Annotated in this window: 8 protein-coding genes and 1 tRNA gene; 3 read left to right on the top strand and 6 right to left on the bottom strand. The window is 35.4% G+C overall.

Annotated elements, in window-relative coordinates; genetic code table 11:
• Positions 1-109: 109 nt before the first annotated feature.
• Positions 110-1,576, bottom strand: coding sequence for a T9SS type A sorting domain-containing protein (locus FVB9532_RS19885; RefSeq protein ID WP_150544766.1), 1,467 nt, complete (start codon positions 1,574-1,576; stop codon positions 110-112).
• A gap of 110 nt (positions 1,577-1,686) precedes the next feature.
• Positions 1,687-1,768, bottom strand: a tRNA-Leu gene (locus FVB9532_RS08370).
• Between the two features lie 147 nt (positions 1,769-1,915).
• Between FVB9532_RS08370 and FVB9532_RS08365 the strand changes: the two genes are divergently transcribed.
• Positions 1,916-3,304 (top strand): dipeptidase, encoded by a 1,389-nt coding sequence (locus tag FVB9532_RS08365; protein ID WP_150544765.1) that lies wholly within the window; start codon positions 1,916-1,918, stop codon positions 3,302-3,304.
• A 74-nt stretch (positions 3,305-3,378) separates the two neighbouring features.
• On the opposite strand, the gene FVB9532_RS08360 is transcribed toward FVB9532_RS08365, so the two are convergent.
• A complete protein-coding gene (locus FVB9532_RS08360) occupies positions 3,379-4,473 on the bottom strand; it encodes a DUF748 domain-containing protein (protein ID WP_150544764.1) in 1,095 nt (364 codons plus the stop codon).
• Between the two features lie 364 nt (positions 4,474-4,837).
• Between FVB9532_RS08360 and sbnA the strand changes: the two genes are divergently transcribed.
• Entirely contained in the window at positions 4,838-7,639 is a 2,802-nt protein-coding gene (gene sbnA / locus FVB9532_RS08355) for a 2,3-diaminopropionate biosynthesis protein SbnA (protein ID WP_150544763.1), read from the top strand.
• A gap of 13 nt (positions 7,640-7,652) precedes the next feature.
• A complete protein-coding gene (locus FVB9532_RS08350) occupies positions 7,653-9,110 on the top strand; it encodes a type III PLP-dependent enzyme domain-containing protein (RefSeq protein ID WP_150544762.1) in 1,458 nt (485 codons plus the stop codon).
• Between the two features lie 74 nt (positions 9,111-9,184).
• Here FVB9532_RS08350 and FVB9532_RS08345 read toward each other — a convergent pair whose 3' ends face one another.
• The 3 genes from FVB9532_RS08345 to FVB9532_RS08335 form a co-directional block, all read right to left on the bottom strand.
• Entirely contained in the window at positions 9,185-10,321 is a 1,137-nt protein-coding gene (locus FVB9532_RS08345) for a sensor histidine kinase (RefSeq protein WP_150544761.1), read from the bottom strand.
• A gap of 275 nt (positions 10,322-10,596) precedes the next feature.
• Entirely contained in the window at positions 10,597-11,604 is a 1,008-nt protein-coding gene (locus tag FVB9532_RS08340) for a helix-turn-helix transcriptional regulator (protein ID WP_150544760.1), read from the bottom strand.
• Between the two features lie 249 nt (positions 11,605-11,853).
• Positions 11,854-12,849: a metal-dependent hydrolase gene (locus FVB9532_RS08335; protein ID WP_150544759.1), complete on the bottom strand. Its 996-nt coding sequence runs from the start codon at positions 12,847-12,849 to the stop codon at positions 11,854-11,856.
• Positions 12,850-12,935 lie beyond the last annotated feature (86 nt).

Here is a 12,935-nt window from a genome sequence, read left to right as displayed (position 1 = left end):
GGGAAAAGCCTTAAGGTGATCATTATCATTTTGGAATGTTATATATCAGCGAAATAAAAACTCCGATCTATATGACCGGAGTTTTTATTATTTACAATATTATCACTTCTTATTTTACGATCAATTTTTCTGTGATGGTCTGCTTCCCATTATTAAATTGAACGAAATAAACTCCGGAATGTAGAGAAATATTTATACGATTATTTCCTTTATCGAGCTTTTGAAATTGAACCTGTTTTCCGCTCAAATCAAAAATTTTCAAACTTTCTAATTGCTGAATATTTTCAACCAAAAATTGGTTAGAAGCAGGATTAGGGTAAAAAGTTATCGCTTCCAATTCATTATTATTTACAGCTAGGTTTCCGCAGCCAACAGGATCATAAAGTACTTCACCTAAAGTATTATCATCAGCTTGATGAAAGATCACACTCTCAGCATCTGCTAAGGTGTTTGTTTGCCCTTCAATCCAGCAATTATGCAATGCGGTAATCGTATTTGAAGTATTGTTGTAAAGGGCATAAGTGTTTCCACCATTCCCATTGTTAGCAAAAATATTTCCACCGGGGTTGTCTGAATTATCTCCTAAATTAATCGAGGCTTCACCAATAACGGTAATTCCCCATAAATTCCCTCTAATCTCATTGTTTGTCGCTACAACTTGTTGCGTATTAGACGAAGAGTTTAAAGAAATTCCGCTTCCACCAAGATTAGGACTTCCTTGAGTGTTGTTGTTTTCAATTGTATTATTTCTAATGTAGGCGAATGAATTTCCGCCAACCACTGTAATTCCGTAGCGATTATTACTTATCGTATTATTATCGATAATAGCTCTAATTTCACCACCGGTTAAGTTCGCTACAGCAATACCACCTACTTGGGTCATTGCGGGATCTCCAATAATCGTATTCTGTGTGATTTTCAAAGTATCGATTCCACTAGGACCCATATTAATTTGAGGTCGGTTTTGGTTACTTTGTCCATTTCCTTCTAAATAGTTACCCGTTATAATGGCAGCGACTTCTTGGTTAGCTCCTGAAGCAACTGCAGGTAAATCGTTTTCTAAAAAGGTATTGTTTTCTATAATTGGCGATCCGTAAGAAACAGAAACCACAGCTCCGGTTGCAGCACCACTTACATTATACGCTAAATAGCTATTGGTAAGTGAAAAATTTGGGGTAAGAACACGTAAACCACCTCCGTTTTTGATTACCGTATTGTTAATACTAATTTGAGAATCATTTTCAAATCGTAGTCCTTCATAGGGCGTTAAACTATCGGTAGCCGTAATTACCATTTCTCCACTTGCAGGGTTACTAGTAAAGCTACCATACACTTGAATAAGCACATCTTGATCTACATATAATGAATCTGCAGTGCTGAGGTTGAAGCTATCATTTTCTGAAATAATTAAATCTTCGGTTAATGTATAGCTGCTTCCGTTGAAAATAAGTGGAGATGAATTGGCGTTCAATAAATCTTGAAGGTTCCAATTTACTCCGGTATCAGGAGTCGTAAATTGGGCTTGAGCACCTACTAAGCAAAAAAGGGCTAATAGGCTGAGGCTAAGTTTTTTCATAGTAAATAAATATTGTTTTATTGATTATTGGAATAAATATAAGGGTTTGATATTTAAAATAGAAAAAGCTAGAAATAAAAAAAGCTTCTCGATTTGAGAAGCTTTTTTTGTGCGGGCGGAGAGACTCGAACTCTCACACCTCGCGGCACTAGATCCTAAGTCTAGCGTGTCTACCAATTCCACCACGCCCGCATAATACTTAGCAACAAACTTAGGACGGTTTGCTAAGCGGATGCAAATATAAATAAACATTTTAATATTCAAAGAAAGTAATGATAGAAAATTTCACTTTTTAAAAACTTGTTGGTATCTTGGCATTTCATCAAATTTTGAATATCCATGAACAAAAGCAAAGCTTATATAGAAGAGCATAAAGAACGTTTTTTACAAGAACTTGTAGAACTATTAAAAATACCTTCCATCAGTGCCGATTCAGCTTATAAAAAAGATGTCTTAGCTACGGCAGAAGCCGTCAAGGAAAGTTTGGCAAAAGCCGGATGTGAGCTTACGGAAATTTGTGAAACACCAGGATATCCCGTGGTTTACGGAGAGAAAATAATTGACAAAAATTTACCAACCGTATTAGTGTACGGCCATTATGATGTACAACCACCCGATCCTATTAACTTGTGGGATTCGCCTCCTTTTGAACCGGTCATTAAAAAAACCGAAGCGCATCCTGAAGGGGCTATTTTTGCACGTGGCGCTTGTGACGATAAAGGACAAATGTATATGCATGTGAAAGCTTTAGAATACATGGTAAAGAATGATGATTTACCGTGTAATGTAAAGTTTATGATTGAAGGAGAGGAAGAGGTAGGAAGTGAAAACTTAGGTTGGTTTATTGAACGCAATCATGAAAAGTTGAAAAATGATGTGATTTTAATTTCCGATACGGGAATGATTGCCAAAGATACGCCATCGATCACCACCGGTTTACGCGGATTGAGTTATGTGGAAGTAGAAGTGACGGGCCCTAATCGCGATTTACATTCGGGATTGTATGGTGGTGCAGTAGCCAATCCTATCAATGTGTTGACCAAAATGATTGCTTCCCTTCATGATGAAAATAAACACATTACCATTCCCGGTTTCTATGATAAAGTAGAAGAGCTTACCCAAGAAGAACGAGCGAAAATGGCAGAAGCGCCTTTCAATTTAGAGAACTATAAAAAGGCCTTAGACTTGAATGACGTCTATGGGGAAGAAGGCTATACGACGAATGAAAGAAATTCCATTCGACCAACCTTAGATGTTAACGGAATTTGGGGTGGTTATATTGGAGAAGGAGCGAAGACCGTTATTCCGAGTAAAGCTTATGCGAAAATTTCGATGCGTTTGGTACCTCACCAAGATTGGAAAGAAATTACCGAACTTTTCAAAAACCATTTTGAAAGTATTGCGCCAAGTGGAGTTACCGTAAAAGTAAAACCACATCACGGAGGTCAAGGTTACGTAACGCCTATCGATGGAATTGAATACCAAGCTGCCAGTGATGCTTATAAAGAGGTATTTGGAAAAGAACCCATTCCGCAGCGAAGTGGAGGAAGTATTCCTATTGTTTCTCTATTTGAAAAAGAATTGCAAAGTAAAACCATTTTGATGGGCTTTGGTTTGGATACCGATGCCATCCATTCTCCCAACGAACATTTTGGCGTTTGGAATTACTTAAAAGGAATTGAAACCATTCCGTTCTTTTATAAGCATTTTGCTAAGCTTAAAAAGTAATCACAACCAAAAAACCTCTTCCAACGGAAGAGGTTTTTTTATTTTTCAATTGAAATAATTACTGAATAATCAAATTACTTTTTCTTTTCTTCCTGAAAGGCATCTTTAAACTCAATATCTTCATCTACTTGTCCTTTAAAGGCAGAGATCCAAGCATTTTTAAAGATATTAAAAACCGTAGGCCAGATTTTGGTTTTGGTTTGATTCAAGTCTCCTTCAATAGGTGCTTTGGTGGCTAAGGTATCGGTTCCTTGGTTTTTCAGAATAAATTTAAACACGCCTACAAAACCTTCCCAAAGCGTTTCTAAAAAGCCGTCTTCCTTACCGATTAATTTCGTGTCTTTTAGCAAAGGTTTTACATACCCTTTTAAATAACCATCGGCAATTGCAAATTCGGTATAAACCCCCATCGTACCTTCTTCAAAATCAAGTCCGGCATAATAATTCGTAAAATCATTAAGAGCGGTTACACTAGCTCCTTCCAACGAAAGGGAAACATCCATATCGGGTATTTCTTTAATTAGGTTGATTCTACCGTCAAGATTGAGTTTTCCGTTTCCTATACTCGTTCCGCTGGCAGTCACCGGTGAAGGTAACTTACGTTCGGTTTGCTTTACATTTCTTAGGTTTTGCGCACTTAAACGCAAATCGTTGATGTACAGGTCAATGTTGGGATCTGCTTGTAACTGTACAAACGCCAATTTTCCGTTATAGACTTGAAAATCGTTCACATCGAGTGGAACCAAATCGGTTAAGGCTTTCGTCCAGTCTTCTTTATCTGGTTCTTCTTCAGCAGTTTTTTCCTGATCTTCAAAAACATAAATTACTTCCGGACTTTTCATTTCTATTTCACTTACAATTTTACCCTTGAAGAGTGATTTCCATTCAATAGAAATATCGGTTTCGGGAAAATTTAAAAAAGGGATTTCACTTTCAGCGGTTTTCTTGTTGAGGTAAAGTCCGTTAATCGTATAAGCTCCCGTGATTAGCGATAGGTCGATATCTTCCACTTGCCCATAGTACCCGGGAATATCGGCTAACACTTTATTAACGTAGTTTTTGATGAGTGTGGGCAAGTAAAGTCGAAAAGCAATAAGAAGAACGACAATGGTAATAGGAAGTACGTACCTTTTTTTCTTATATCGTTTTCTGCTTTTGGATTTACTCATAGCTGTTATTTTTAGCTAAATTGTAGGTTTTTTCAATAAAACTAGGTTAATGAAGTCATAAAAACATTCAGGGTGATGAAGTTGAAATCGAGGCTGAATCTAACTTAGAAAATACAAACACGTTTCAATTTACGCTTAGCTGAACATTGGCATCTGTTTTTTAGAGCATTTACTTCTCGATACCATTTTACTCCATAAATTCCTTCAAGCAATTATTTCGAGGAAAGAATAGGCTGAATCTTTTTTGATTCCGTTTATTTTTTAAAATATTATGAAATTCTGTTATTGTTTCATTAATAAGGATTTTGTTATGAATAAATGTGTCTACATTTATTTCAAAACCAAGAAAACTTATTATTAGAAGATGAATGCGGCCGTAAGAGAACAACTTCAGGTTTCCAATTCTATTTTGGAAACGATTGGAGATACCCCATTAGTAAGATTAAAGCATATTCCTGTTAGCGCTACCACAGAAGTTTTTGCGAAACTCGAAAGTTTTAATCCCAGTGGGAGTGTAAAGGATAGAACTTCTTATAATATTCTTCAAAAAGCAATAGCGTCGGGAGATTTAAAAAAGGGAGATACCGTAATTGAGTCTAGTTCAGGCAATATGGCCATTGGTCTTGCGCAAGCTTGCTTGTTATTAGATTTAAAATTAATTGTCGTGGTAGACCCTAAATTAAATAAGGCTACTGAACAGTTATTGCAAACCTATGGTGCTACCATCAAAATGGTGACCGAACCTTTACCGGAAGGAGGATTTCTTGGTGCCCGATTGGCCAAAGTAAAAGAACTTCTTCAAACTACTAAAAATAGTTATTGGAGTAACCAATACGGGAATCTCAATAATCCGCTAACGCATCACCAAACCACTAAAGAAATTTATGAGGCACTAGCGGGAAGCTTGGATTATCTTTTTGTGGCCACCAGTACTTGTGGTACTTTAATGGGATGTGCGAGTTACATAAAAGAACATCATCCTCAAACAAAAATCATTGCCGTAGATGCCGTAGGAAGTGTTCTTTTTGGAGGTGAAGCAGGACCTAGAAATATACCGGGCCATGGGGCCGGCGTAACTTCACAATTTTTAAATGAACATTATATTCACGATTTTATTAAAGTGAATGATCTTGAATGTGCCATGGGGTGTTGGGAGTTGCTCAAAAAGGAGAGTATTTTAGTTGGCGGTTCCTCTGGAGCCATTATTAGTGCTTTTCATAAGTATGAATCTCAATTAGAAGAAGGAGCACGCTGTGCACTTTTATTGAGCGATGGAGGAAATAGGTATTTAGATACTATTTATAACCAAGAATGGTTGCTAAAGCATATTCCCGGAGTTTATGATTCGTTAACTCCCATTGGAGGTTGGAAGGTTCAACCTGTTTCTGAATTTAATGTAGCGATTATTGGTGTCGGTCCCAAAGGTTTATATGGGTTAGAGCGTTTATTGGCTACTATAAAAGAGGCGGAGATTGAAGGGAAAATTCATATTCATCTTTACAATAAGAATCATTTTTTTGGGGCGGGAGATGTGTATAGAACCAACCAGCCTAGTTATTTAAAAATGAATTTTGCTAATGAAAAAATAGACATTCGTCCCACAACAAAACCTGAGCCTATTACCTCCCGATTAAAGAATTATGTAAGTTGGTTGAGTGACTATTTAGAGGAGGAAGAGAGTTCCTTAACAAAAAAAATTTCATCCCGTAGCACTGTTGGTAAATACCTTTCTTATTGTTTTGAAGTTTTAGTAGCTGAAGCTCCTAAAAATGTAAAATTTCATGAGCATACAGAAGAAGTAGTGGCTATTTCTAGAAAAGACGAATTCCTACAGATTGAAACTTCATCTTTTTCGCATAGAAAAGAAATAGTACAGGTGAATCAGTTGCTGTTAACCACAGGACACGCTGGTAATTTAACTCCGGTTTCAGCAAAAGAAAAGAAAAATGCTTCTACTATTGATTTTATATATCCCGTATCTAGAAGATTGTTAACTGTTCACACAAATTCAGTCGTAGCGATAAAAGGAATGGGGTTAACATTTATAGATGCGTGTTTAGCTTTAACGGAAGGAAGAGAAGGAAGTTTTTTAGGAAAAGCTGAAGAAATGCACTATATCAAATCGGGAAACGAGCCTCGACTCATCTATCCTTATTCTAGGTCTGGTGCGCCCATGATTCCAAGAGTAGGAGCAATGCCCAGCTCGCCATCATTGCGTTTTTTTACTGTTGAACATATTCATAAGCTGAAGAAAAACTCATCGTATAAATTCAATTTTGAAGAAGAATTATTACCCTTGATTCAAAAGGAATTTACTTATCGTTACTATAAGTTAGCTTTTAAAAATGCAGGTGAAACGCTAACTGATGCTTTAGCGTTTGAAGAGATGCAGAAAGAAATCGAAACTTTTCATCATAAGCATCCAGCTGAAAAAGGGTTTAATTTTGACGAACTGAAAGATCCTTTTTCAAGCAATGAGAATTATAATTCTTCTACGGTAAGGCAATATTTAGAAGAAACATTGGCACAAGTGTCGTTAGCAAGTAAAAGTCCATTGTTGGCTGCTATTAGTGCCTGGCATGATATTAGTCCGATATTTAATGAACTCTATAGCTTTGGCGGACTTACGGCAAAATCACATCAAGTTTTTGATACCGAGTATGCGCCATTTTTTAACCGCATTAGCTACGGACCGCCGCTAGAAAATATGTATAAGATGTTAGCGCTTTTAAAAGTTGAACTTCTTGATTTTACCTTCGGCAAATCTCCTCAACTAGAACAACTGGCTCATCAAAAATTAGCCATCAGCACTTCATTAAGTAATACCAATCATCAGGTAGAGATCGATTATCATATTGATGCGCGTATTCCTAAAATGAATATGAAAACACAATGTTCCCGACTTTACCAACATCTTTTAAAAAGTGGTTTGGTAAGACCCTTTCAGAATGTAGATGCTGAGAATAGTTATTTTACCGGCGGCATTGATTTAACAGAAAATGGAAATCCGATAGATGAAGAAGGAAAAGTAATTGATAATATCACCGTTTATGGAACTCCTACGGAAGGCGTAACCTTTGATAATGATAGCCTTTCCAGAAGTAGAAATGATTTTGGATCAATCTGGGCGAAGAATGCTGTAAAAGCAATAAATACAACTAATTAAGAATTAAGATTACATGAGTAAAAGTACTTATACAAAAGGAAATCAACAAAAAGGACTTACCCCAATTACATCCGATTGGATGCATAAAATTATGAAAGAACCGGAGTTGGTTCAAGCGCTTTTTGCCACCTATGGTTCTCCGATGAATATTCTAAATCCCAATTCTTTTGCTAAAAATTGCACTGTCTTTAAAGAAGTTTTTCAGCAGCATCAAGTTAAAGCTCAACTGTTTTACGCAAGAAAAGCTAATAAAGCTAAGGCTTTCGTTAAGCGAGCCTTATTAGAAAATATTGGTGTCGATACCGCTAGTGAACGCGAACTTGAACAATCGTTAGCACTTGGGGGTGATGGAGATCATTTAGTGCTTACTTCCGCTATAAAAACAGAAAAACAAATTCGTATGGCACTTCAACATCAAGTGCCTATCATTATTGATAATCATGATGAATGTATACTGATCAATAACTTGGCCCAAGAGCTTGATTGCCAAGCACGCGTAGGTTTCCGATTAAGCGGATTTAGCGTAGATGGCGAAAAACTTTATAGTCGTTTTGGCTTTGATATCGATGAAGTAGAAGACTATTTAATGACGCAAGTAGGAGAAGATAAAAAGTTAAGTAGGTTTAATGTAGAAGGTTTGCATTTTCATTTAGATGGTTATTCCACACATCAAAGAAGCGAAGCTTTGTTACAGTGTATTGAGCTGATAAAAAGACTCAAGAATAAAGGCTTTTCTTTTCGGTTTATAGATATGGGAGGAGGTATTTTAATCAACTATTTAGAAAGTAAAGCAGAATGGTTAGATTTTGATGCAAGGTTGAAAGAAAGTTTAAAGGGTGAAACTTCATCGGTTACTTTCAATAATAATGGACTCGGATATTGGCTTGAAGATGGAATTATAAAAGGAGAGCGAAAAACCTATCCTTATTATAACGAAATAAATAGTGGTGAATTTTTAACTAAAATTCTGGAATATTCAGATAAGGATGAAAACACCATTGCTTCCTTACTTCGAAATCAAAATTTAGAAATTCGTATCGAACCAGGTCGATCTTTGGTGAATCAATCTGGAATCACGATGGCAAAAGTAGTGCATCGTAAACAAGATGCCAAGGGGCAATGGTTGGTTGGTTTAGAAATGAATATGAGCCAAATGATGAGTTCAAGTGCAGATTTTATGTTAGATCCTTACGTGATGTATGCCGATTTAAATGAAGATAAAGCTGATGCTGTAGAGGTTTATTTTACCGGTGCTTATTGTTTAGAACGAGATGTACTATTAAAACGAAAAATAAGTTTACCAAAACTTCCAGAAATCAATGACGTGGTAGTATTTGTAAATACTGCCGGTTATATGATGCATTTTTTTGAAACCCAAGCCCATCTTTTTGAATTGGCAACCAATTTAGTTTATAACGAAAAGTCAGATTCGATTCGATTATCTGACTTTAAAAAAGATGCTGAAAGTTAGGTTTTAAAAATACCCAAAGATAAAATTTTATACTGGACCTCATTTCTTCTTCATCGATGAAGAAGAAATGAGGTTTATTTATAAGTGATAAGGGATTTTACTTTACCGGGTTTGTTTTTATATTTTTCGATTTTTATTTTAAAAGTGGTTCCTTGTTTTTTAGTACTGGTGAGTTCAACTTCACCGCCGTGAGCCTCTGTAACGGCTTTAACTAAACTTAATCCAATCCCCCAGCTTCTTATGCCATCTCCGTTATAAGATTTACTTTGTTCTAAGTAATTAAAAATTTCAGCTTGCTTCTCTTCAGGAATAGGTATACCTTTATTGTGAACAGTGAGATTAAAACTATTCTCAAATTCGTGAACGTTTACTTGTATGGGGTGAGTTTGATCGCCATACTTCACCGCATTGGTGACAAGGTTTTCTAACATTCTTCTTATGGCGGTACCATCAAAAACCCCGATAATACTAGAAGAGTTAGAGGTTAATATGATTTCTGGGGTAAATATCATTTTAGCTTCTTCTATTACCCATTCAATATCTTTATAAATGTTTGCTTTTTCAAAATTCAGTGTGATTCCTTCTCCTGCTTCCACACTAATAGCATCTAGCAAGCCTTCAATAAGTTTTAAGGAGTAATTAAGACTACTGGTAGCCATTTTTTTTGTTTCTTCAATAGTCTCTGGAGAATCTTCGGGATCAAGTAGATCTAAAGCTAAAAAAGCGTAAGATATCGGGTTCCTAATATCATGCGCTAATGTACCTACCAGCTTTTCTTTCATATCATTAATGGCACTCGTAAAAGAACTGGCAGATTTTATCATAGCCATTTCTAACGTGTATTTTAAAATGCTGCTGGTACTTTCATCGTAGACGTTTGCTTCCCTTAAATTATCTGTTAACACACGATATAGTACAAAGTATTCTTTTAAAATTTCAGCAACAGTATAATTTGTAGTGGTCGCTCTATGCCTTCCGTGGTCTAAACTGTTTTTAATGATTTTTTTGTATTCTTCATCATTCTTTGCAGGTTCAAAGTCATTATGTCTTTCCATTATTTCCGCTATATCTTCCAATATGTGCGGAAGTTGATTCCTTAAGGCTAGACTACTGGTTTTCTGGGAAACTTCAATTTCAGAATTAACTTTTTCTTCCCATTTTTTGATGATCTCTTTATTATTTTCTTTTAATAATCGTGCAGCTTTTTGCATCAAGTTTAAATTATATTATAACTGAAGTGCATATACAGGAATATTTCTTTAGGTAAAAAGAAATAGAAAGTATTCTGTTAAGTAAGCTTTGATTTTCTTTTAAACTTATGACTTTTATAATTTTATTTAATTAAGCTATATAGGCAAATCTTAGATAAGTATAATACCTGTATGGCACTTCAAGGTTTTTATTAGTTGAGCACAAATTTGAAAATAAATAGTAATGAATTTTAGCGGTATTTTATAAATATTATCACATATAGGTAGTAAATTACCTATGAAGACTTTATTAAATCTCTGGGAGAGATACCGTATTTATCTTTAAATTTTCGAGAAAAATAACTATGACTGCTCAAGCCTATAGAGTTAACCACCTCACTAATACTATTTTCATTGGTTTGTAAAAGTTCTAATGCTCGCGACAAGCGTAAATCTTGTATATATTCATTTACAGTTTTACCATATACTTTGTGAAAGCAATTTTGTAATTGACGTTCTGTCATACCAGCGATTTCTGCCAATTGCTTATTGGTTTTTCTTTCTTGTAAATTGTGGTTAATTGTATTAGCAATTAAACTAATAGCATCGTATTCTTCAGGTTTTAGCCCTTTATGCCTATTACGAATGATATCTTTTTGATAAGTAGATAAGGTGGAAGCCATCATTTCTAAAACTTTTGCCCCTAAAAAATTTATTCTAGGTAAACCTTTAAGATCACATTCCCATACCGCTTTTACAATCTCGGAAGTAAAAATATTAAAACTTGAAGGTAAAAGATGACCATATAAGATATGAGAATTATGAAATAAGTCGTAGAATAATGGATTGGCATCGTTGATGTTGAATGGTAAACTTTCCGTGTAAATCTCACGATTTACTTCTAAATACGATATTTTATAAGCTACATCCTTTTCAAATCTAAGTGTATGGTCTTCACCTAATCGAGATGAAACAATCGTGTATTGGTGAGGTTTTAGTAGGTGTTTTTTTTTTTCACTTTTTAACCAACTTTCTATAGAGCCTTGAATACACTGAATAATTTTTACTGGATTTATAGTTTGATGTTTGAATGAAATTAGAGTAGTCGAGTTAAATTTACAGGAAAAATTATATAGCGATAAACCACTAGGAAATTGAAAACCATTTATTAATCCTTCACCAACATCCTTAGGGATTAATAGTGAATATTCGCCAAGTGTTTCTTTGTATCCAATTTTCAATTTTTCAGCTAAAGAAGAAAAAATATCTTCTATAGTTTTAAACTTAATATTTAAATGATTCATTGTTCAGGATATTTAATGGCTAGAATCATTAATAAAAAACACTTTTATAATGACTGGAGAATATGACGGGAACTGCAGATGAAAGTTTAATTAATAAAAATAACGAATTTTTATTTCATTTTCCTTAAATCACTACAGATAATACATCATAAAGTGAAGTCTTTTTCAGGCTATGCGTGGTAGATTTTTTAAAATAAAAACGTGTTGAATTTATCGTGTAGAACTAAGTATAAAAAGATCGTCTATATGTTAATTTCCTTTAATCCTATCCCACAATTCTCCCACTAATTTTTTTGCTTCTTGGGTGTTTCTTTCTTTTTCGGTAATGATGACTTCTCCATTTTTCTTCTCTAGTAGAAAGCTGAACGTAAAGTTGTTAGCTGCTGGTGAAAAGCCTAATAAACCAAAGCGTAAATCGTTGAGGTATAAATTTCCATTTTCTTTGGTGATGGTGTACCAGCCTTTGGTAATCTTGATAAGACGTTGTATTTTCTCTTCCTTTTTAAAGTCTCCTAACCATTCATGATGTTTTGGGTAAGCGGTAAACTGAATGGGTTGCGAATCGAATAAGGAATAATGACCGATTAAATAAGCATCTTCTGTAGCTACATTAGCGCTCCATAAAATTGTGTTGAACGGAGAAGGTTTGGTTTCAATTGCTGAATATGGAATGTTTTGTTGCTGAAGGGCATTTTCAAACTTTTGATAGGTAATTCCTTTCAGGATAAGGGTAATCAGCATATAAGCAGAACTAATGATTAGTCCCCAATTATTTAATTTTCTTCGTTGAGGAGAAGTACGTTTTTGCCGCATCGCCAAGATGACAAAGATTAAGAAAGGCAAGGTGTAAAGCGGATCGATAACAAAAATATTCTTATATGCCAAGCGAAGATCCAAAGGCCAGAATAATTGGGTTCCCCAAGTGGTATGGGCATCTAACAACGGATGGGTGAGAAATCCCCAGAAAAACAGCCACGACCAGTTTTTCCAACTTGCTTTCTTTTCCCAGCGCGAGACGAGCCAGCCAAAAATGGGTGCAAAAACTACAGAGAAGACGATAGAATGGGTGAAACCACGATGAATTTCTAAGGCGGTAACCGTATCGGTAAAATGGGACGCAAAAGTATCAAAATCAGGAATGGTACCGGCTATGGCTCCGTAAAGCATCGCTTTATTGCCCACTTTTTTCCCTAATACGGCTTCGCCAACGGCAGCCCCCAAAACGATTTGTGTTAATGAATCCATTTTCTATTATTTTAAATTGAAATCGAAGTTGAAGTTTTGATTTCGTTATCCTGGACCTGTCCGTCCGGCATTCGGGCTTGTTTCAG

Source organism: Mesonia oceanica (genome assembly GCF_902499555.1).
GTDB lineage: Bacteria > Bacteroidota > Bacteroidia > Flavobacteriales > Flavobacteriaceae > Mesonia > Mesonia oceanica.
The sequence above is the reverse complement of the archived record's forward strand: the minus strand, read 5'-3'. Positions and strand labels throughout refer to the sequence as shown.